The sequence below is a fragment of the Ekhidna sp. genome, assembly GCF_965221965.1.
In the GTDB taxonomy this organism is placed as follows: Bacteria; Bacteroidota; Bacteroidia; order Cytophagales; family Cyclobacteriaceae; genus Ekhidna.
This window is the reverse complement of record NZ_OZ244926.1, coordinates 3248354-3269390: the sequence shown is the minus strand read 5'-3', so window position 1 is coordinate 3269390 and position 21037 is coordinate 3248354. Positions and strand designations below refer to the sequence as shown.

Annotated in this window: 20 protein-coding genes; 7 read left to right on the top strand and 13 right to left on the bottom strand. The window is 41.0% G+C overall.

Annotated elements, in window-relative coordinates; all coding sequences use genetic code 11:
• Positions 1-50: 50 nt before the first annotated feature.
• The 7 genes from secDF to ACOQON_RS15370 all read right to left on the bottom strand — a co-directional run bounded on the left by secDF (position 51) and on the right by ACOQON_RS15370 (position 7227).
• Entirely contained in the window at positions 51-3038 is a 2988-nt protein-coding gene (gene secDF, locus ACOQON_RS15400) for a protein translocase subunit SecDF (protein WP_420576312.1), read from the bottom strand.
• Positions 3039-3124: 86 nt separating this feature from the next.
• Entirely contained in the window at positions 3125-3475 is a 351-nt protein-coding gene (locus ACOQON_RS15395) for a hypothetical protein (RefSeq protein ID WP_420576311.1), read from the bottom strand.
• Between the two features lie 21 nt (positions 3476-3496).
• A complete protein-coding gene (gene udk, locus ACOQON_RS15390; RefSeq protein ID WP_420576310.1) occupies positions 3497-4105 on the bottom strand; it encodes a uridine kinase in 609 nt (202 codons plus the stop codon).
• A complete protein-coding gene (gene rdgB, locus ACOQON_RS15385; protein WP_420576309.1) occupies positions 4098-4637 on the bottom strand; it encodes an RdgB/HAM1 family non-canonical purine NTP pyrophosphatase in 540 nt (179 codons plus the stop codon). The genes udk and rdgB overlap by 8 nt, the downstream gene beginning before the upstream one ends.
• A gap of 44 nt (positions 4638-4681) precedes the next feature.
• Entirely contained in the window at positions 4682-5305 is a 624-nt protein-coding gene (locus ACOQON_RS15380; RefSeq protein WP_420576308.1) for an FKBP-type peptidyl-prolyl cis-trans isomerase, read from the bottom strand.
• Between the two features lie 12 nt (positions 5306-5317).
• Positions 5318-6220, bottom strand: a complete 903-nt coding sequence (locus tag ACOQON_RS15375; protein WP_420576307.1) for an FKBP-type peptidyl-prolyl cis-trans isomerase — start codon at positions 6218-6220, stop codon at positions 5318-5320.
• Positions 6217-7227 carry a DHH family phosphoesterase gene (locus ACOQON_RS15370; RefSeq protein WP_420576306.1) on the bottom strand — a complete coding sequence of 337 codons (1011 nt, stop codon included), beginning with the start codon at positions 7225-7227 and terminating at the stop codon, positions 6217-6219. Before ACOQON_RS15370 ends, ACOQON_RS15375 begins: the two co-directional genes overlap by 4 nt.
• 134 nt (positions 7228-7361) lie before the next feature.
• On the opposite strand from ACOQON_RS15370, the gene ACOQON_RS15365 reads away from it, so the two are divergent.
• Positions 7362-7781, top strand: coding sequence for a nucleoside-diphosphate kinase (locus ACOQON_RS15365; protein WP_420576305.1), 420 nt, complete (start codon positions 7362-7364; stop codon positions 7779-7781).
• Positions 7782-7832: 51 nt separating this feature from the next.
• On the opposite strand, the gene ACOQON_RS15360 is transcribed toward ACOQON_RS15365, so the two are convergent.
• Positions 7833-8606, bottom strand: coding sequence for a segregation and condensation protein A (locus ACOQON_RS15360; RefSeq protein ID WP_420576304.1), 774 nt, complete (start codon positions 8604-8606; stop codon positions 7833-7835).
• 147 nt (positions 8607-8753) lie between these two features.
• On the opposite strand from ACOQON_RS15360, the gene dxs reads away from it, so the two are divergent.
• The 3 genes from dxs to ACOQON_RS15345 all read left to right on the top strand — a co-directional run bounded on the left by dxs (position 8754) and on the right by ACOQON_RS15345 (position 12766).
• Entirely contained in the window at positions 8754-10670 is a 1917-nt protein-coding gene (gene dxs, locus ACOQON_RS15355; RefSeq protein WP_420576303.1) for a 1-deoxy-D-xylulose-5-phosphate synthase, read from the top strand.
• A gap of 67 nt (positions 10671-10737) precedes the next feature.
• Positions 10738-12219 carry a transporter substrate-binding domain-containing protein gene (locus ACOQON_RS15350; RefSeq protein WP_420576302.1) on the top strand — a complete coding sequence of 494 codons (1482 nt, stop codon included), beginning with the start codon at positions 10738-10740 and terminating at the stop codon, positions 12217-12219.
• 100 nt (positions 12220-12319) lie between these two features.
• Positions 12320-12766 (top strand): hypothetical protein, encoded by a 447-nt coding sequence (locus ACOQON_RS15345; RefSeq protein WP_420576301.1) that lies wholly within the window; start codon positions 12320-12322, stop codon positions 12764-12766.
• Here the strand turns inward: ACOQON_RS15345 and ACOQON_RS15340 are convergent.
• The 3 genes from ACOQON_RS15340 to ACOQON_RS15330 are packed head-to-tail and all read right to left on the bottom strand — an operon-like array spanning position 12741 to position 15858.
• Positions 12741-14054, bottom strand: coding sequence for an FAD-dependent oxidoreductase (locus ACOQON_RS15340; RefSeq protein WP_420576300.1), 1314 nt, complete (start codon positions 14052-14054; stop codon positions 12741-12743). The genes ACOQON_RS15345 and ACOQON_RS15340 overlap by 26 nt on opposite strands.
• On the bottom strand, positions 14044-15318 hold the full coding sequence (gene kynU, locus ACOQON_RS15335) for a kynureninase (RefSeq protein ID WP_420576299.1): 1275 nt from the start codon (positions 15316-15318) through the stop codon (positions 14044-14046). The genes ACOQON_RS15340 and kynU overlap by 11 nt, the downstream gene beginning before the upstream one ends.
• Before the next feature lie 9 nt (positions 15319-15327).
• Positions 15328-15858 (bottom strand): 3-hydroxyanthranilate 3,4-dioxygenase, encoded by a 531-nt coding sequence (locus tag ACOQON_RS15330; protein ID WP_420576298.1) that lies wholly within the window; start codon positions 15856-15858, stop codon positions 15328-15330.
• Between the two features lie 41 nt (positions 15859-15899).
• Between ACOQON_RS15330 and ACOQON_RS15325 the strand changes: the two genes are divergently transcribed.
• The gene (locus tag ACOQON_RS15325; protein ID WP_420576297.1) at positions 15900-16676 is read left to right on the top strand and encodes an SDR family oxidoreductase; all 777 of its coding nucleotides are present in this window, start codon (positions 15900-15902) and stop codon (positions 16674-16676) included.
• Positions 16677-16680: 4 nt separating this feature from the next.
• Entirely contained in the window at positions 16681-18108 is a 1428-nt protein-coding gene (locus tag ACOQON_RS15320; RefSeq protein ID WP_420576296.1) for an aldehyde dehydrogenase, read from the top strand.
• A gap of 57 nt (positions 18109-18165) precedes the next feature.
• On the opposite strand, the gene ACOQON_RS15315 is transcribed toward ACOQON_RS15320, so the two are convergent.
• On the bottom strand, positions 18166-18903 hold the full coding sequence (locus ACOQON_RS15315; RefSeq protein ID WP_420576295.1) for a hypothetical protein: 738 nt from the start codon (positions 18901-18903) through the stop codon (positions 18166-18168).
• 215 nt (positions 18904-19118) lie between these two features.
• Here ACOQON_RS15315 and ACOQON_RS15310 point away from each other — a divergent pair, with 215 nt between their 5' ends.
• Entirely contained in the window at positions 19119-20387 is a 1269-nt protein-coding gene (locus tag ACOQON_RS15310; protein ID WP_420576294.1) for a dipeptidase, read from the top strand.
• Positions 20388-20396: 9 nt separating this feature from the next.
• On the opposite strand, the gene ACOQON_RS15305 is transcribed toward ACOQON_RS15310, so the two are convergent.
• Positions 20397-21014: a carboxypeptidase-like regulatory domain-containing protein gene (locus ACOQON_RS15305; RefSeq protein WP_420576293.1), complete on the bottom strand. Its 618-nt coding sequence runs from the start codon at positions 21012-21014 to the stop codon at positions 20397-20399.
• Positions 21015-21037: the final 23 nt, after the last annotated feature.

The following is a 21037-nucleotide window of genomic DNA, read 5'->3' as shown; positions in this document are numbered from 1 at the left end:
CAAAAAAGCCCCCATTCACAAATGGGGGCTTAAGTATTTGATTTGAGCTTTTATTCGCTCTTCTTCTTATTCAAATCAATTACGATAGGTGTTGCAATGAAAATCGACGAGTATGTACCCACAATAATTCCTACTAGCAATGCAAAGGAGAAACCTTGAAGTACTGCTCCTCCGAATAGGAATAGAACAATTACCACAATCAAAGTAGTGATGGAGGTAATAAACGTTCTGCTCACCGTGTTATTCAGTGACTCATTGAAAACTGGAATTAACTCAGAGCCGGATTTAATCCCCATATTTTCCCTGATACGGTCAAACACTACCACTGTATCGTTGATGGAATAACCGATGATGGTAAGAATAGCCGCCACGAATACCTGATCAGCCTCGAATGAGATACCGGCAACATTTGCAATTGCAAAAGCTGATAATACAAAAAGTGTATCGTGGAATAGTGCAATGATAGCACCTAGTCCGAACTGCCATTTCCTAAATCGGAAAACAATGTAAATGAAGATACATATCAATGCGATGATTCCGGATTCATATGATGAGTTCTTGATATCATCAGCAATGGTTGCACTTACTTTGGAAGAACTGGAAATAGTAAAGTTGCCTTCAGCTAATTGAGATCCATCCTCAATGTAAGTCAACCCTGTTGTTTCAGCTAGTCCGTTGATCAACTCTTTCCGCACCTGCATATCTGCCTCATCACTCTCATCATCAATTTTATAAGAAGTAGTGATTTTCAGGATATTATCAGCTCCGAACGTCTTCACTTCAGTCCCTGCATTTTCGAAATAATTACTTAGAGAAGTTTTTATTTCAGTCGGACTCTTAGCTTCATCAAAGGTAATTACGTAAGAACGGCCACCTTTGAAATCCACACCTAAAGTGATTCCTTTTGTGATTAATGCCACAATACCGATCGCAATGAAAATACTGCTAAACGTATAAGCCAGTTTTCGCTTGCTGAGGAAATTAAAATTGAGGTTTGTTAATGCATTTCGAGAGAACGCGTTTGCAAAGGAAATCTTTGCATTATCACCCTTCTTAGAAAATGCTTCTACGATTACTCTCGTGATAAAAACCGCACTAAAGAACGAGCAGACGATACCAATCATCAAAGTGATGGCGAAACCTTTGACAGGGCCCTGACCCAATGTGAATAGAATGAATCCAACAATTAAGGTAGTCACATTCGCATCGAAAATAGACCAGTAGGCTTTGGAGTAACCCGAGGAGATTGCCGCTTTCAGTCCTGCTCCATTTCTCAGCTCTTCTTTAATTCTTTCGAAGATTAGCACGTTTGCATCAATCGCCATACCAATGGTAAGTACGATGCCGGCTATACCCGGAAGAGTGAGGGAAGTTCCAAACTGGGCCAGAATTCCCATGATAAAGAATACATTGAAGAACAATGCGAGGTTGGCTATCAATCCACCTTTTGCGTAGTAAACAACCATGAAGATGATCACGATAATCAAACCTACCATGATGGAGTTCAAGCCCTGGTCTTGAGCAACTTTACCCAATGTCGGACCAACAACTACATCCTCTACAATGGTCGTTGGTGCTGGCAATGAACCTGCTTTTAGGATGTTTGCCAGATCTTTCGCTTGTTCGATGGTTTCAAATCCACCAGAGATGGATGAACTTCCGTTAGGGATTTCGCCTCGTACCCATGGTGCAGAGAACACATAATTGTCAAGCACAATGGCAATACGCTCACCTACATTTTCACGGGTCATTTTTGCCCATGTACGTGATCCGCTTGCATTCATTTGCATGCTCACCTCCGGCTCAGCACGCTCGTTAAGGGAAGCTGTTGCTGTTGAGATCGTTTCACCTGTAAGTGAAGCTTTCCCGTTTCTGTTGGTTTTAATTGGATATAATTCCAGCAGATCTGGGCCCGTAAGATCGTCACCCTTATCTTTTGGCTGTACATCCCATAAGAACTTCATGGTCGCTGGGATGATCGCCTGCACATCATCTCTTTCAAGGATTCGATTTATTTGAGCAGTATCTTTTACATTGTAAATAAGCCCTCCGTATTGAGGTGCATTCACAAGCAAATCAAATAAGGGAGATTGTCTGGTGTTTATCAACGAATCAAGCGCTTCTTTTTTGGTAGAGTCTCCTTCTTGTGTTGAAAGGGAGTCTGCATCATCACCACTAAGCAATGCCGTGATATCGTCTTTCATTTGTTGATCTTCTTCCGATTCAGAGGCTGTAGAAGGGTTCTTCTTCATTTCCTGAACAATGAGTGAATTGATTGAGATCAAAACCTGTGAAACTTCCTGCTGTTGATATACTTCCCAAAATTCTAGCTTGGCAACACCCTGAAGAAGTTTTCTTACCCTTTGTGGGTTGTCCACTCCAGGTAGTTCTATTTGAATTCTCCCGGTACCCTGCAAGCGCTGAATATTTGGCTGAGAAGTACCAAAGCGATCAATACGTGTTCTCAGGATGTTAAATGAGCGATCAATCGCACTTTCAACTTCCGTATCGATAATATCCAGTATTTCAGCATCTGTGCTTTGCAAGCTAATTCTACCTCTGTTGGCAGCAGTAGCAAATATCTGAGCTAGTTCCTTGTCCGGAGCACTTTCCTTAAACTCGCTGTAGAATTCATCCACAAAGTTGAGTTGAGTACCTCGTACATTTTGTTTAGCCTGCTCAAGCGCTGCTGTGAAGTCAGGGTCAGTACTATTCCCACTCAAACCTTTGATTATGTCGATTGGAGATACCTCAAGGGTGACATGCATACCACCTTGAAGGTCAAGTCCGAGGTTTAGTTCGGTCTCTTTAATTTCCTTATAGGTATAATCGATTCCAAAAAGGTTGTAGACGGGCTCATTCCAGATTGAGTCCAGATAGCGCTGTTTTTCTGTTACATCCACTGAGCCATCTTCACTGGCGGTGACTTCAGTCGCTTCCTTTTGGATGTTTTGAGAAATGTAAGTGAATGACAAATAATAGATACAGAGCAATGAGATCAGTATCGTTAAGAAAACAATAAATCCTTTGTTTTTCATGGTAAAATATAAGTTTGATCTGTAGTGGTTACAGCTGTTTGTTTAATAAAAAATAAGTGTGAAATGGTTACCTGAATGAGGCTTTTTCAGGGCGCATTCGGAGAAATAATATTCCTGAATAGTATTTTCAGTGCCTTTTGCGCTGAAGGAAGAATGTATTCAACCGACGGTGACTTATCCTCGCCTTCATCCTGAAAGAATACTTCATTAAGAAGGTACGATTGATAGTCAAGATTTATTTGAAATGAAGATGTTGGTACCGCTGCTGTTTTTGATAGCTGCTGGACCTCCTGATCTTCATGATCACTATCGCTCTGCTCTTGTTTATCGTGACTTTGTTCAGGAACATACACAGCTTGCGTTAGGACAAAAAGTGCAAGTACCAAACCAAAGACTGTTTGGAATATTTTATTCGATATGAAGTTCTTTTTCAGCAAAGTGGGGCAAATGTAGTAAAATCACTGATTAAGAAAAGCAGTTATTACTTTAAGTGCTTTTTCAAAATTTTGGTGATTTGGAATGATCAAATCAGCATAATGCTTCGAAGGCTCAATATATTGTCTATACGCTGGTGTAACGTGGTGTTCGTATCGATAGAGCACGTCATCAAGGTCATACCCTCTTTCTTTTGAATCTCTAATGATTCTGCGCTTCATCATTAAATAATCTGGAGCCTCTATATAAAGTTTTAAATTAAGTAGGTCACGGACTTTTTTTAAATGAAACACAAAAATTCCTTCGACCAGAATTACTGAGCTGCTTTTGACCGTAATTTTCTTTGGGTTGGGGTTATCACGATCGTTGTTGTAGGTGTATTCAGTAAGCTCAATGCTTTCCCCAGCGATAAGTTTTTCAAGGTCACTTATAAAAAGCTTTTGATCGATTGATTCCGGGGTATCAAAGTTTTCAATCCCGGATGAGTCTTTCGGTTGACGACTTTTTTCAATATAGTAGTTGTCCATTGAGTGTAAAGCAGCATAGGGGATTTGCTGCATGAGCTCTTTCATAAAGAGCGTCTTGCCGGATCCACTTCCACCGGTTATTCCTACTACTATTGGCTTATTCATTCGATTGATGAAGGTATTCAAGTAGCTTTTGCACTGCCTTGGCCCTATGTGAAATCCGATTCTTCACCTCGGTAGAAAGCTCTGCAAATGTTTTGTCATATCCTTTTGGCTGAAAAATCGGATCATATCCAAAACCATTAGCCCCCCGTTTCTCATTCATGATATCACCCTCTATTCTTCCTGTAAAAGAATGATTGTTTCCTGCTTCATCAATGAATGAAATGACTGTCTGGAACTCTGCTGATCGATCACTAAGATTCCTGAGTTTTTCCAATAGCAAGTCCATGTTCTTATTGTCGTCCTTTTCAGGACCAGCATACCTTGCGGAGTAGACACCCGGTTCTCCATTTAAGGAATGCACTAAAAGACCGCTATCATCAGCGAAAACAGGCATTTTAAACTTCTTAAACACATAAGAAGCTTTGATCTGAGCATTTTCCTCTAAAGACGATCCTGTTTCAGCGATTTCATCAGCGACCCCTAATTCATCCAGCCCAACAAGAGAGATGCCGTCAGGCATGATATCGCTCATTTCCTTTACCTTGTTTGCATTATGCGAGGCAAAGCAAATTCGCATTACTGTTTAGTTACTTTTATTGGTCTCAGTTCAAAAGCGATTGGGGTATTTGGTCCGATAAATACACCAGATCCATTTCTTCCATATGCGCGCCCTGAGGGGATTAAAATAAGCACCCTTCCTCCGACTTTCAAATACTTGAAGGTGGCAGCCATTCCTTCAGCAAACCCCGGGATATATCCTCCTTGACCAGTTGGGATAGTCCATCCTGATGAAGAGTAGGTGATGAATAATGGGTCGTATGATGTAAATTGAAAAACTTCAATGGTATCATTATCCAAAACAAAAGGATTTTCCTCGTAATGAGCTTTCAGTGAGTCCCCGATTTCCTGAATAGACGTATCAAAAATGGTGTCTCCTAAAGTCTTGCCTATGTAGTTAAACTCAACGAAATCACTTTCATCTATAGATGTCATAGAGCCAGAGTCAAGGATTACATATCTAATGCCATTGGTGGTATTTCCAATCTCATCTTCACTGTAATCATTCATAAGGAGGTATTCGATCATTTCAATACTGTCCTTTTCGAACTGTATTTGAGGATCCTCCGGTATAACCACATTGCCATCTCCACAGGCCAGTAGTATAAAACCTACTAAAACCGATAATAATCCCTTTCTCATTGTTTTAATGGCTTACTTAATTTCTACTACTTCTACGTCAAATTCGAGTATGCTGTTAGGCTGAATTATTGGACCGGACCCTCTGGAGCCATATCCTAAGGTACTGGGAATATATAGTGTGGCTTTACCACCCTCTGGAACAAGCAGAAGGCCTTCGTCCCAGCCTTTAATAACACGCCCCTGACCTACGACTACCTCTAAAGGATCATATCCAATTTGTTGAGCCCTTCTTTCATTGTAAATGCCTTTTTCTCTTGCAAGCTCTTCGTTGCTTGTGTCAAAGTAATCACCATCAAGCACCTTGCCGATATAGTCTACTAATACTGTATCACCTTTTTCTGCAAAATTTCCATTTCCTTCTTCTGTGATCACATAACGGAGACCACTTTCTGTTTTCTGAGCATCAATTCCATTTTCAGCCAGGTATTTATCCAGTATTTCGCTATCAACAACAATTTGTTTTGCAGCAGCTTCTTCAGCTTTTTTGGCAACCATTTCGTAATACCCCTCTTCGGTCAATTGGTCTACATACGTAATCTGGAATTGAATTTTGCTATCCGCAGCGATGGAATCCGGACGTGGAGCCCTAAAGGTCTTCTCAAATAGCTCCGAAGCTGTGAGAGAGAATTCTACACTGTCACCTGTTTTTAATTTAGTTAAAACATTGAAAAGCTCACCTTGATCCATCTGATTGTTTGGATCGATTTTTAGAGGCATAGGCTCATCAGCATCCATCATCACTTCTCCCTCTTCGGTGGTGTATTTGATTCTAAACATGGAAACCAAACTGTCTACCGGTGATTCCCCGTCACCCTTTTGAAGGTAAGTCACTGTGGTTCCCGCTTCTGTCTGGAATGTGTTGGATCCGCACGCCGCAAGCACCAATGTTAAAATGATATATCCTAATTTCTTCATTTGATTTTCGTTTTTAAAATGTCTTTTTCTATTAATTCTTTGAATTTCTTTTCTGTTTCATTAAGTGATAGCTCTGACATGCCACCAGAGGCATTTTTATGTCCGCCACCACCGAAGTACTCTTCCGCGAATTTATTAACTGCAAAGTCCCCTATGCTTCTGAATGAAAGTTTTATTTCATTTTCTCTCTCGATTATGATAGCTGCAACTACTATTCCTTTAATTGACAGTGCATAATTAACCAATCCTTCCGTGTCCCCCTGCTTGAGCCTGAAATCTTTAAAATCCTCTTCGCCAATTACAAAATAGGCAACTCTTGCAGGTTCATCTACTTTTAGTTTTTCTGCCAAAGCATGACCCAAAAACCTCAATCTCTCAAGGGAGTTGGTATCATAGATTAGTCGACTCACCTTATTTACATCGGCACCTAAATCAATAAGGTCTGCCACCATCCTATGAACCTTGGAAGTAGTGGAAGGATGCTTAAATGAGCCTGTATCCGTCATAATGCCGGCATAGAGACACTCAGCGATATTTTTGTCAATTACTTCACGTCCACTATAGTCAACGATTAGATCATAGATTAATTCCGCAGTAGCAGCTGACTTGTCATTCCAGAAATTAAAGTCTGGCGTGATTTCAGGATTTAGATGGTGGTCCACAAGAGCCACTTTCGCTGCAACATTTTCGGCAGCCTGTTTCATGTCTTTAATTCTGCCAAACCCCGAATAGTCGAGACAAAATAGCAGTTCAGCTTCAGCTATTATGTTATCTGCGGATTCCTTTGATTTTTCGTAATTGATCACCAAAGGGTTTCCTGGCATCCATTCCAGAAAATCAGGATAGCTGTTTGGTACAATGGTGCTAACATTATGCCCCAGCCTCACAAGAAAGTGGTGCAAACCCAAAGAAGATCCCAATGCATCCGCATCCGGATTTGCATGGGTGGTAATGACGATCTTTTTCGGGGATTGTAAGAAGTCCTTTAGCGCCTGTGTGTCCTTCATAAAAAAATGCCCGAGACGGGCAAATGTGAACGGCAAAATTAGTAACATTTATAAAACCTAATAATGCTGAGTAAACTCTTTATGATTCCTTTATTTTTGCGGCGATTTTAGAAGCGAAAAACAAAAAACGAATAATGGCTGGAAAAAAGACTTTTACAATGATTAAGCCTGACGCTTATGCTGCGGGCAATTCAGGAGCAATCATTAAAATAATTGAAGAAGCAGGGTTTAGAATTGAAGCGGCAAAATTGACAAAGCTGTCAGCGGAGCGTGCGGGTCAGTTTTACGAAGTGCACAAAGAGCGACCATTCTACAATGACTTGGTAGCATACATGTCTTCAGGACCCATTATTGCCATGTTTTTAGAGAAGGACAATGCTGTTGAGGATTTCAGAAAACTAATCGGAGCAACAAATCCGGAAGAAGCAGCAGAGGGAACCATTAGAAAGCTATTTGCTAAGTCAATCGAAGCAAATGCCATCCACGGATCAGATTCTGATGAGAATGCAGCTATTGAAGGAGGGTTTTTCTTCTCTACAACTGAAAGATTTTAAAAGCTTAATTCTAAGTTCTTAATCAAGAGGCCCGCGAAACTTAGCGGGCTTTTATTTTTTAGCATCTGCCATGGCAGATTCATCTCTTCGTTCGATCCAGAAGTTATTAAATCCTTCGCCTAAAGAAATGACAATTTGCTTCAGCTGAAGCAGTTCCAGGATGGAAAGGAAGTTGAAGATCACCAAAATTTTATCCGGCTTTTCCTCTATCATCTCCGCAAATGAGAGCTTCTTTCCGTATACGAGTCGCTCCATCAGCTTGGACTTTTGCTTTTCTATCGTGTAGGGATATTGGACCACTTGGTGGACGGGTTTGTTTTGCTCAAACTCGTACCGTTTCATCACTTTTTGAAAGACCTTCATCATTTTGTAAAGGTCCAGGTCTTGAAGTTCGGCTTCTACGTTGATAGTTTGTGAAAGATGTCGGATCTCTTTTTTAAGATTTCCTCTTTTTTCTCTGTCAAGGCGATCGGCCTCCATTTTAGAAAGTGTAGCAACAACAGATTTGTACTTCTTGTACTCCAGCAGGTGTTTTACTAGTTCTTCCCGGGGATCAATTTCATTTCCTTCCTCATCCATGACCGGACGAGGGAGTAACATTTTCGCCTTTATACGCATCAAAGTGGCAGCAACTAAAATAAATTCACTTGCTATCTCCACATTCAATTTTTCCAGATGCTCAAGGTATTCAAGAAAATCATCCGTGATTTTAGAAATGGGAATGTCGTAGATATCCAATTCGTCTCGCTCTATGAAAAAGAGGAGCAAGTCGAAAGGTCCTTCGAAAAGCGGGAGTTTTATCTCAAATTTTTGATCTGTAGCCACGAGCCAAAATTACGGACAATATGGAATTTCACATCTATTAATTTACCTTTCGGTGTAATGCTTAATTTTGCAGACTGCCTTTTTGATAAAGCAGTCTTTTTCAAACAATCTAAAGCATTGAGCGTTTGGAAGAAATACGTATAAGTAATGGAGATTAAACCAGGGCCACTTTTAGCGAAAATCGACTCACCAGAGGATTTAAAAAAACTGGATGTAAGGCAACTCACCCAAGTATGCCAGGAACTTCGTGATTTTATCATTGACAATGTTTCAGTGTATGGAGGTCATTTTGGAGCTAGCCTTGGTGTTACCGAATTAACTGTAGCCCTTCATTATGTTTTTAATACACCCAAAGATCAGCTGGTTTGGGATGTAGGACATCAGGCATATGGACATAAAATCTTAACAGGACGGAAAGAAACATTTCATACCAATAGAAAATATAAAGGACTCTCTGGTTTTCCAAAAAGAAGCGAAAGTGAATACGACACATTCGGTGTGGGTCATTCATCGACCTCTATTTCTGCGGCTCTCGGGATGGCTGAGGCGTCAAGGCTTAAGGAAGAAAATGACAAACAGCATATAGCTGTAATAGGTGATGGTGCTATGACTGGTGGATTGGCATTTGAGGCAATGAATCACGCAGGGGTTAGTAATTCCAATCTTTTAATTGTCCTGAATGACAATTGCATGTCCATTGACCCAAATGTGGGTGCTCTGAAGGATTATTTGACGGATATCACCACTAGCCAGACTTACAATAAATTCAGAGATGAAATCTGGAAGATTTTAGGTAAAATCAGCAAGTTTGGCCCGAATGCTCAGGAGATAGCAGCCAAAGTAGAAAACTCTATGAAGAGTTTGCTATTGAAGCAAAGCAACCTATTTGAATCCTTAAACCTTCGCTATTTTGGCCCAATCGATGGACACGACGTAAATCATCTGGTAGATGTGATGGAGGATTTGAAAAAAATTCCCGGGCCTAAAATTCTTCACTGTCTGACGGTAAAAGGGAAAGGATACGAGCTTGCGGAGAAGGATCAGACGAAGTGGCACGCACCCGGCACTTTTGATAAAATCACCGGTGCAATAAATAAGAAAAAGTACGATACGCCTCAACCTCCAAAGTTCCAGGATGTCTTTGGACATACGTTAGTAGAGTTAGCTGAGAAAAACGAGAAAATTGTGGGCATCACTCCAGCTATGCCATCAGGTTCCTCCATGAAAATAATGATGGAGGCATTTCCGGATCGATCTTACGATGTAGGTATAGCGGAACAACATGCAGTAACCTTTTCGGCGGGTCTGGCTACACAGGGCTTGGTTCCATTTTGTAACATCTATAGCACATTCATGCAGCGAGCTTACGATCAGGTAATTCATGATGTGTGTATTCAAAATTTACCTGTAATCTTTTGCATGGACAGGGCAGGAGTTGCAGGAGCTGATGGTCCTACACACCATGGAGCATACGATATTGCCTACATGAGATGTGTGCCAAATATGGTGGTTTCAGCACCTATGAACGAGTCAGAACTAAGAAATTTGATGTTTACAGCCAGCGAACACAATGGGCCGTTTTCAATCAGATACCCAAGAGGTGCCGGAGTAATGCCGGAGTGGAGAACTCCATTTGAGAAAATTGAAATTGGAAAGGGCAGAAGACTGATCAAAGGAGAAGATTTAGCCATTCTTTCCATCGGACAGGTAGGAAACTATGCAATGGACGCAGCACAGGATCTCAAGAATGAAGGCTTGAATCCATCTGTTTATGACATGCGATTTGTAAAGCCGCTAGATGAGGAGATGCTCCATGAAATATTTGAAAGACATAATTACATCATAACCGTAGAAGATGGCTGTCTGATGGGAGGATTCGGCTCGGCCATACTTGAGTTCGCGGCTGATAATGATTTCCATGCTTCAATTAAGAGATTAGGAATCCCTGACAGAATAATCGAACATGGTGAGCAACCGCAACTCCATCGAGAGTGTGAATATGATGCTGAGGCGATAAAAAAGACGGCATTCGAATTCGTCGCAAATAAGACGTCAATAGTCTAAACATTACAAGAATAAGACCCTGACCAGAACTATCATTAGCGATATTTTTCGTATTTTAAGAAATGATATGAACCTTCATTTCAAGACCGCCGCTCTTTATCTTGCTTTGATGTTGACTTTTGCTTCCTGCAAGCAATCCACGTCTAGCCAGTCTAGCAATGACTATCCGGAAAGAGAGGAATTTATTGTGGATTTGGATTTGGACAAGATCAAGGAGCGTGGCTATATCACAGCCATCATGGACAATAGTTCCACCGGACTTTTTGTTTACAAAGGCAAAACCATGGGATATGAGTATGAGTTGCTCAAGATGTTTTGTGAAGAACAAGGCCTGCAACTTCGCATCAACATTACTCAAAACCTCGGAGAAGCATTTAATAAGCTAAATACGGGTGAGGGCGACATTCTCGCTTATAATCTGACGGTAACCAAGGAGCGAAAGAAGCGAATTGCATTTACCCATTACCATAATTTGCAAAGGCAGGTTTTAATTCAACGAAAACCTGACAACTGGCGGCAGATGAAGCTTCATGAAATAGAGGCACAGTTAATTCGAAACCCTGTGGAATTGATTGGAAAGGAGGTAGTGGTTCGTCCACATTCGTCTTACTATGATCGAATGGCAAACCTTTCCGAAGAAATTGGTGGTGACATTTTGATCGTACCGGGTGAGACGAATGCCGAAACGGAGCAACTTATAAAGCAAGTAGCTGAGGGCAAGATAGACTATACGGTAGCAGAGGAGGACATTGCATTAGTAAACTCCACCTATTATCCGAACCTGGACATAAAAACACCAGTTAGCTTCTCTACCCAGATTGCATGGGGGGTCCGTAAGAACGCCAACAAACTATTGAGTGAGTTGAATGACTGGATTGTCAGAATGAGAAAGACCACAGATTACTATGTCATTTACGACAAGTATTTCAAAAGCTCTAAATCTGCTTTAAGAAGGTCTCGAAGTAAATATTCAACGATTAGGGGAAAAGGTGCTATTTCACCTTATGATAGTTTGATTCAAAATGCGGCGGAAGAGTTGGAATGGGACTGGATGTTGTTGGCTGCCCAGATTTTTAGGGAATCTAAATTTGATGAGAATGCTGAGTCCTGGGCAGGAGCTGTAGGATTAATGCAGGTTCTTCCGCGCACAGGCAGGGAATATGGCGTTACGAACCTATATGGCCCTGTAGAAAATATTTATGCCGGAACCAGACATCTCGAGTGGATACAGAATTACTGGATGAGAAAAATAGAGGATGAGAATGAGAGGATGAAATTTGTCTTGGCGTCTTATAACGTAGGACTTGGACATCTACAAGATGCAGTAAGATTAACGGAAAAATATGGCGGTAATGTTAAGAGCTGGGAGGATGTGAGTGAGTTTCTGCTAAAAAAATCAAGATCTAAATACTTCAATGATCCTGTTGTAGAATACGGATATTGTCGTGGATCAGAGCCTGTGGAGTATGTCGATCGTATTTTAGATATTTATCAGAACTACAAAGAAATATTGCAGCAGGAGAGCCAACTTCAGGCCATAGCCCAATAGCAGGTCGATAATCAAAGATAAAATGCATGGTTACTTTCATTTTTTATGGGGTATCTATTGAAACAGCCTATCTTTAGGCACTTTAAAAGTCACCCTAATAATGAAAAATCAGCACGAGACATTACTTGAAGAGTATCACAAAGTAAGAAAGTCTGAGCTTGGCATTGATCAGTTCACCTACATATTAAAAATATACCCCTCCCTTCTTGTTTGCATGAGTGATGGTAAACTTGATAAAGAGGAATGGGATGGTGTACTTAATATTTCTAAAGGCCTTGCTCTTTTGTATTTAGATCAGCAGCCTAATACAAATGCAGAAAAGGTAGAAACACTGTTTAGAACGGAATTCAGATACCTTCTTGAAAACATTGATAAGTGGGAGAAAAAATTCCTCAATACACTTAAGAGTTATCTGGAAGAGCATCCTGATGAAAGGGAATTTGTCTACGAGGCGATGTATTTGTTTGCCAATGCTGCTGATGGAATCTCTGCTGACGAGCAGCGGACAATTGACTCTCTCTCTAGTCGACTTGCTTTAGAGTATTAAATCGGTCGATAATCGCACTAAAGTCTATTTCGGCTGTCTGATCTAGAAATTCGTCCATTACTTTTTTCTGAATTTTTCCTAAACGCAGAGCTTCTGAGTAGGGAAGGTCCGAAAATGTAACCATGCTATAAAGTGGAACCCATTCACTAGGATATTGCTCTTGTATTTGAGCTTCTAGTTTTTTCCGCTTTAGGAAATCCGGATCGCCCACATGATCACGCATTTCAATAAAGTTATGAAGAGCCAATTCAGAAATTGCATCAGCATCTTTCTTTCTGAATGAGGAGTATTTCGGTAGCACCTTTTCCCATTCCCAGTTCATTTCTTCAGCCATTTCTACAAATAGTCGCACATCTTCAAAACCGGAGTTCATCCCTTGACCATAGAATGGAACAATTGCATGAGCTGCGTCCCCCAGCAGAATAGTTCGACTCTTATGCCAGGGCTCACACTTAGTTGTGACCAATGAAGAGGTAGGGTTATTAAAAAACTGCTCGGCTAAATCGGGAATTAAAGCTTTAGCATCACTGAAGTATTGATCAAAAAAAGCATTGACCTCTTCTTTCGAGTTTAATTCTTGAAAAGATGGACTCCCTTCAAAAGGAAAGAAAAGCGTACAGGTAAATGTCTTGTCATTATTAGGGAGGGCGATCAGCATAAAGTTCCCTCTTGGCCAAATATGGAGGTAATTAGGCTCCATGAGAAACTCTCCATCCGTGGGTTCAATGCAGAGCTCCTTGTAACCATGTTCAATGTAGTGCTGAGAAAAATTGAAACGATCTGTTAACTCTAGCTTCTTTCTGATGGCAGAGAATGCACCATCTGTCCCGACAATTAGCTCGCATTTAATAGACTCTCCATTCTCAAATTGCAGTCTGTTATCCTCAAAATCAACATCTGTGCATTTATGATCAAAATGAACCTCTACACCGGCTTTTTCTGCATTTTCTATCAAAAGCTCATTCAGCTGGGCTCTGGAAACAGAATTAATGAACTGGCCTTCCTTCCCGTACGGTTGAAATGTGAGCTCACCCACTTCGTTGTGCATCATACGACCTTTCATTGGGATGAGGTATGGCTCTATCGTTTCAAAAACACCAGCCATTTTAAGGGGTAGAATGCCCCTTCGACTCAATGCCAGGTTGATTGACCTACCTTCGGCAACTTCAGATTTCCTGGGATCTTTTCTTTTTTCAAAGACCTGCACTTCAAATCCTTTTTTCTTAAGAATTACCGCCAGCAATGATCCAACCAGGCCAGCTCCAACAATACTAATCTTATCCTTCATTGGAAATCGCTTCTTCTAAAATTGAAACAAAATTCACCACATCAGTGAATGTATTATACAATGGAACTGGGGCCACTCTGATCACATTTGGCTCTCTCCAATCCAATATGCATCCATGTTCAATCAGGTAATTAAAAATGCTTTTACCATGGTTTATCAAGAACAAGGAAAGCTGTGCTCCTCTTTCTTCGTGTTTAGACGGAGTGAGAATTTTTATTTGATTTTTTAACACTTCAGAGTTTAGAACCAGCTTTTCCATCAAGTTGGTAAGCTCTAAGCTTTTTGCACGTAAATTTTCTATACCCGCTTCATCAAAAACAGAAAGTGAGGCAAGGTGAGAAGCATGTGATAAAATATTTACGTTGCTTAGCTGCCATCCGTCAACCGTTGGAATGGGGTTAATCTGGTTGTTCATTTTGAAGCGAGCCTCGGCATCATGGCCCCACCATCCTGATAGTCGTGGCATGTTTTTGTTTTTTCCATGCTTTTCATGGATGAATAGTCCACCCACACCACCAGGTCCTGAGTTCAAATATTTATAGGTACACCAAACCGCAAAATCCGCTTGATGATCATGCAAGTGGAGAGGTACATTTCCTACAGCATGAGCCAGGTCAAAACCGGCATACGCACCTATGCTATGAGCTGCCTCAGTAATTTTTTTAATATCAAAGAACTGCCCTGTGTAATATTGAACACCGGGGAACATGACAAGAGCTAATTCATCACCCAGCTCATTGATTTTTTGAATAATTTCTTCTGTGCTCAGGTAATTAGACTTATCAGGAGAATCCAGTTCTATCAGATTCGTCTTCGGATCATAACCACTGACCTCTATCCGAGAATGAACCGCATAAAAATCTGATGGAAACGCTCCTTTCTCGATTAAAATCTTTGTTCTCTTTCCATTTGGTCGGTAGAAGGAAGCCATGGCCAAATGGAGGTTTGTGGTCAGGTTGTTCATTGCCACAACTTCATGTTCATTCGCTCCTACAATTTTAGCCAATGAAGCTTTCGCATTTTGGTGATAGCTCACCCAAGGCTTGTTACCAGTGAAGTGACCTTCTACGCCTTTTTCCTGCCAGTTTTTGAGTTCTTCATTTACATATTCTGAGGTTCTCTTAGGCTGAAGCCCCAATGAATTTCCACACAGGTAGATGCAGTCTTTTCCATCTTTCTGAGGAATATGAAATTCTGATCGGAATTTCGCTAGCTGATCATTTGCGTCTAGTTGACTGGCTTTTTTTAGATGCTCTTCCTTCAAAACGTTTAGTTAGTCAGTGAATCGTGGATCCGTTTCCATGATTTCACCGCAATTATCGCAAGTTCTTAACTCTTCAGAATTGAAAAACTCCCGAAATCTTGGAAGAAAATCTTTTTCAATATTGGTAAGATGAAAATAGGTATCGTGAAGCTTGTTATTGCAGTTATCACAATACCATAGCAGGCCGTCCTTGTGCTCCGGCTCTCTTTTCCGTTCGATCACCAATCCAACCGTATTGGCGGGTCGTGCCGGTGAATGAGGGACCTTAGCAGGGTGAAGATACATTTCACCCTCTCTGATTGGAATTTTTACAGCTTTTCCATCCTCCTGAATGGTAACCTCAATGTCACCTTCTAGCTGATAGAAAAGCTCCTCTGTTTCGTTATAATGATAGTCCTTTCGGGCATTGGGTCCGCCCACAATCATTACAATGTAATCTCCAGCATCCGCATAGAGATTTTTATTACCTACCGGGGGTTTTAATAAATCCCGGTTTTCTTCTATCCATTTATGAAGGTTAAAGGGTCTTTTTATCGCCATGTCAGAGATGTTTATTTTTGAAGAAAAGTTAGAAAAAATTTATGGATTTAGACCTGAAAGGACGAAGAGCTTTAGTTTGTGGTAGTTCACAGGGAATGGGACTGGCGATTGCAAAGGAATTGAGTGGCATGGGTGCCAATGTCACACTCTTTGCGAGAAATGAAGATTCATTGAAAAAAGCCTTGGATCAACTATCTCCGGGAGATCATGACTACCTGGTTGCTGATTTTGATGATCTGGAGGCGGTTAAAAATGCAATTGATGTAGGACTGGCAAAAGCACCGTATCAAATCCTGATAAATAACTCAGGAGGGCCTGCACCCGGCGCTTTAGCTGACGCAAGTCTTTCCGATTTTGATAGGGCGATGAAAAGGCATTTACACGTAAGTCACACCCTGGTTCAAAAGGTTCTGGAAGGCATGAAGGAAGCACAATTTGGAAGAATCGTGAATATCATATCTACTTCTGTGAAAGTACCCATAGCTGGATTGGGAGTGAGCAATACCGTTCGTGGAGCGATGGCTTCATGGGCAAAAACGCTGGCGAATGAGTTGGGGGGTTATGGGATTACTGTGAATAATATTTTACCGGGGTTTATCAATACGGCTCGAATAGAAAGCCTGGTAGCAGGAAGGTCAAAGAAACTGGGTAAGTCCGAGCTCGAAGTAGAGGAAGACATGAAAAATACCATTCCTGCGGGCCGTTTTGGTGAGCCGGAAGAGATTGCAGCATATGCAGGCCTACTTTGCAGTAATAGTGGTGCATACATCAATGGAACGAGTTTAAGAATAGACGGTGGCCGCACCGGATCAATTTAATCAAATGCAGAAGATACAGAATTTCATCAATGGCGAATATGTGGATCCAATTCAGGGTAAATACATTGACGATATTGAGCCTGGAACAGGAAAGGTGTTTGCACAGATACCAAATTCAACTAAAGAAGATTTAGACCAGGCCGTTGAGGCTGCTAAGGAAGCATTCCCGGTTTGGAGTACTATGTCAGTAGATAAGCGCAGTAAGATCATGCATACCCTCGCTGATCTGATTGAAAAAAACCTGGACGATTATGCGTTGATGGAAAGCCGTGACAATGGAAAGCCACTTTGGTTGGCGAAAGCAGTTGATATCCCTAGAGCGAGTACGAACTTCAGGTTCTATGCCTCCGCAATTGTGAACTTTTCCTCTGAGGCGCAAGTGTCAGAAGGATTCATGGTAAACTATACACGCAGAGCCCCGATTGGTATTGTGGGGTGTATTTCTCCTTGGAACCTGCCGCTCTACCTTTTTTCGTGGAAAATTGCTCCTGCATTGGCTATGGGAAATTGTGTGATTGCAAAACCTTCTGAACTTACTCCAATGACTGCTTTTTTATTGGGCAAGCTTGCCAATGAAGCAGGGATGCCGCCGGGCGTACTCAACATTCTCCATGGAGAAGGAAAAGGTATTGGTCAGGCCATTGTAGAGCATGAAGCCACTAAGGCAATTTCTTTCACCGGTGGTACAACAACCGGAAAAATTGTAGGAGCCACTGCGGCACAACAATTCAAGAAAGTTTCTTTGGAGTTGGGGGGAAAAAACCCGAATATCATTTTCGCAGATTGTGATTTGGATGAGGCAGTGAAGACCAGTGTGAAAAGCTCTTTTACCAATCAAGGGGAAATTTGTTTGTGTGGTTCAAGAATACTGATAGAAGAGTCAATCTATGATGAATTCAAAAAGCGATTTCTGGCAGAGTGTAAAAAAATAGTGGTTGGTGACCCTATGGATCCCAAATCGACGATGGGCGCACTGGTATCTTCTGATCATTTGGATAAAGTGGATTCTTACGTCAAACTTGCCCGGGAGGAGGGCGGCACTATTTTATCTGGAGGTAGAAGAATTGATCGTGAAGGGTTTTATTATGAGCCGACCGTCATTGAAGGACTTGATGAAAATTGCCGAACCAATCAGGAGGAGATTTTCGGACCTGTAGTAACACTGAATCCCTTCAAAGGAGAAGAAGACGCCATCCGTATTGCAAATTCAACAAGATATGGGCTTTCATGTACCATTTGGACCTCAAATCTGAAACAAGCTCACCGTGTCTCCCATGCGGTTCAATCTGGAATTATCTGGGTCAATTGCTGGCTGGTAAGAGACTTAAGAACCCCTTTTGGTGGAATGAAAGATTCGGGAATTGGCAGGGAAGGTGGAAATGATGCGCTTCGATTCTTCTCTGAACCACAAAATGTCTGCATTAAGCTTTAGACAATAAAAAACCCCAACTACTGTTGGGGTTCAATTTCTATTCGGTTATTGAATTTCTTATGCGGTAGCCTCGCCTGCTTTAAGCTTCGCGATTTTGAAGGACTTTCTTTCCTTATGCCCACAGTATCCGCAAGCATAATATTTCATTAGCTCGCCTTCTTCTGTTTCAGAGGCAGTTTGGATCACTTCTTCTCTCTCCACCTTCAAAGTTTGGTAGTTACAGTTGTTGCATTGCAGTGCGTGTAGTCTACCATTATACTTCTCAATCTTAGTGAATCCTGATTCTTCATCAATCCACACATCATAGTCTACTGAGAATGCATCTTCCTCTGCCTGCATGCCTTCATCCAGATAAACATCCTCTTCCTCTTCACTCAAAAGCTTCATTTTTCTTCCATCAGGGGAAGTTCTTGGTGTGAATCTCAATTTCTTAAGACGCTTTTCAATGAAAAACGGATAGTAGAACTTCAGAACGTTTTGAATAATCACTCCAAGGATTACCGCAAACATTGAACTCATGAAAAGCCTTACAAAGAACCACAACCAGGTAGACTCACCAAAAATGGTATTGAAATAAAGCGTACCACCGATGATGATAAGCAATGCTCCATTCCACAGCATGTTAATCTCATGCATGTTGATGTAGTCATATCGTGTCTTGTAATCGCCTGTTGCTAGAAGCTTAAGGTAGTGCCCCAGCAAAATCAACACTCCAACGCCAGCCACAGCCATGGCTAGATATCCTCCGTAAGTGTTCCAATTATTTAGTAGTTCAGGTGAAATAGGGTCAGTCATAGCGTCTGTTTATTAAATCAGGAAATACTCCTTATACAAAAATGTTACATTTTTATTAAAACCAACGAATCAAATTAAAATAAGAAGTACTTAATTCAATCAAATTTTCCTGTAAAATATCAAAAATTTGTAATACCAACAATCATTAGTTGTTCAGGATTGTTGTTGAAGCATTTAGGTATTTTTGTCAAAATCAATCAATTTGAAAACATAATATGGATTTTTCACTTAAAAAACTACTTTCATTACTACTAATCACAGCCTTGATATTTAGCTGTACAGCTCCTAAAGAAGAGAAAATTAACTATACAACTATGTCTGATGTTGAGTTGGATGAGGTTGCAGATTCTTTGGCTCATGCTTACATTATTGTTGATGGTCATGTGGATTTGCCTTACCGAATGAATGTCAAAGGTTTCATGATCACCAAAACTGTTGAGGATGTTTCGGTAGAAACTACCGGAAACTTCGACTATCCGAAAGCAAAAAGAGGAGGACTGGATGCTCCATTCATGTCGATATACGTCCCATCTAGATATCAGGAAACCGGAGGTGCCAAAGCTTTTGCGGATTCGTTGATAGATATGGTTTCAAGATTACCTGAGACCTTCCCTGCAAAATTTGCCCTGGCAGACTCACCTGCTGATGTTCAAGTTGCTTTTGAGCAAGGACTGATCGCATTGCCTATGGGAATGGAAAATGGAGCTCCTATTGAGGACGATATTAACAACGTGAAGTATTTCTATGATCGGGGAATCAGATATATCACCCTGACCCACTCAAAAGACAATCAAATCAGTGATTCGTCTTATGATACCACCTACACGTGGAATGGTGTGAGCCCATTTGGAGAGCAGGTAATTGCCGAGATGAACAAATGGGGAATCATGGTGGATATTTCTCACGTGACAGATAGTGCGGCTTTTGATGCACTTAGATTAACAAATGCACCGGTCATTGCTTCACACTCATCTTGTAGAAAATTTACTCCGGGATGGGAGCGAAACATGCCTGATACACTGATTAAAGCAATGGCTGTAAATGGAGGTGTGATTCACATCAACTTTGGATCGAGCTTCCTTTCGCAGGAATCACAGGATAAGTTTGAGAAGATGCGTGAAGATCTCACCAATTACCGAGCGGAGAACAGCCTGTCACCGGAAGACTCTATCTACAAAGCATATGCAAAGCAATATGCACTTGACAATGATGTCTATGAGGACGTTCAGAAAGTTGCAGATCACATCGATCATGTAGTAAGTTTAGTAGGCGTGGATTATGTTGGATTAGGATCAGATTATGACGGTGTTGGTGACAGCTTACCAAAGGGCCTGAAGGATGTCTCTACCTATCCTAACCTGATAAAGGAGCTTCTGAAAAGAGGATATACGCCTGAGGATATTGAAAAAATTTGCTATAAAAATACCTTCCGTGTTTGGAGCAAAGTACAAGAGGTAGCTCAGGATCTTCAATCCAATAGCTAGGTAATTATGTTATTTCTTTCGCTTGAGTGAATTGATAAAATTCGCCCAGGCGAAAGGATTTAACAGTTGATTTTGGGGAGGAGAATATCGATTGATGTATGACTGCCGCTGCAATTGCATGTAATACTGATGATTAGCATTTGGAGAGGCAGGTATTTCAAGATATGCATCGGACATATACTGCGCATTTAACCACTGATAAATGTTTGCATACTCCTTTTGATTGGGTAGCTCCATTGTGATTAGCGCTTCTTTAAACATGCTTTCTGTTGGATATGGACGAATTTCCACTTCCTCAAGAAATGTAATATCATCCTGAAGGGCAATAATGACACGCAAACTGGATTCCTTTTCGTGCTTTGGCACAATGAAGTAAGCTCTTTTATATCCGACTGAACTGAAAATGACACTGTCTCCTTCTAAAACAGGCAGGGAAAAGAAACCGTAAGGGTTGGTGGTTGTTCCTCTCCCTGATTTGGGAATATACACGTGAGTTCCGGGCACTACAGTTGTGCTATCAGCTCCGAAAACCACACCAGTGAACTGGATCACTTTTTTATTTTGATCCTGGGCAGATGCCTGAGAAATTGAAAAAACAAAAAACGTAAATATCAGTATGTATCTCAAATCAAGTTCCTTTGTCTAATAAA

What these genes read in the sequence shown, in the direction of transcription:
- secDF (WP_420576312.1), bottom strand. Translation starts at nt 3,038, where the DNA reads ATGAAAAACAAAGGATTTATTGTTTTCTTAACGATACTGATCTCATTG.
- udk (WP_420576310.1), bottom strand. Translation starts at nt 4,105, where the DNA reads ATGAATAAGCCAATAGTAGTAGGAATAACCGGTGGAAGTGGATCCGGC.
- rdgB (WP_420576309.1), bottom strand. Translation starts at nt 4,637, where the DNA reads ATGAGCGATATCATGCCTGACGGCATCTCTCTTGTTGGGCTGGATGAA.
- ACOQON_RS15380 (WP_420576308.1), bottom strand. Translation starts at nt 5,305, where the DNA reads ATGAGAAAGGGATTATTATCGGTTTTAGTAGGTTTTATACTACTGGCC.
- ACOQON_RS15375 (WP_420576307.1), bottom strand. Translation starts at nt 6,220, where the DNA reads ATGAAGAAATTAGGATATATCATTTTAACATTGGTGCTTGCGGCGTGC.
- ACOQON_RS15370 (WP_420576306.1), bottom strand. Translation starts at nt 7,227, where the DNA reads ATGAAGGACACACAGGCGCTAAAGGACTTCTTACAATCCCCGAAAAAG.
- ACOQON_RS15365 (WP_420576305.1), top strand. Translation starts at nt 7,362, where the DNA reads ATGGCTGGAAAAAAGACTTTTACAATGATTAAGCCTGACGCTTATGCT.
- dxs (WP_420576303.1), top strand. Translation starts at nt 8,754, where the DNA reads ATGGAGATTAAACCAGGGCCACTTTTAGCGAAAATCGACTCACCAGAG.
- ACOQON_RS15350 (WP_420576302.1), top strand. Translation starts at nt 10,738, where the DNA reads ATGAACCTTCATTTCAAGACCGCCGCTCTTTATCTTGCTTTGATGTTG.
- ACOQON_RS15345 (WP_420576301.1), top strand. Translation starts at nt 12,320, where the DNA reads ATGAAAAATCAGCACGAGACATTACTTGAAGAGTATCACAAAGTAAGA.
- ACOQON_RS15340 (WP_420576300.1), bottom strand. Translation starts at nt 14,054, where the DNA reads ATGAAGGATAAGATTAGTATTGTTGGAGCTGGCCTGGTTGGATCATTG.
- ACOQON_RS15330 (WP_420576298.1), bottom strand. Translation starts at nt 15,858, where the DNA reads ATGGCGATAAAAAGACCCTTTAACCTTCATAAATGGATAGAAGAAAAC.
- ACOQON_RS15325 (WP_420576297.1), top strand. Translation starts at nt 15,900, where the DNA reads ATGGATTTAGACCTGAAAGGACGAAGAGCTTTAGTTTGTGGTAGTTCA.
- ACOQON_RS15320 (WP_420576296.1), top strand. Translation starts at nt 16,681, where the DNA reads ATGCAGAAGATACAGAATTTCATCAATGGCGAATATGTGGATCCAATT.
- ACOQON_RS15315 (WP_420576295.1), bottom strand. Translation starts at nt 18,903, where the DNA reads ATGACTGACCCTATTTCACCTGAACTACTAAATAATTGGAACACTTAC.
- ACOQON_RS15310 (WP_420576294.1), top strand. Translation starts at nt 19,119, where the DNA reads ATGGATTTTTCACTTAAAAAACTACTTTCATTACTACTAATCACAGCC.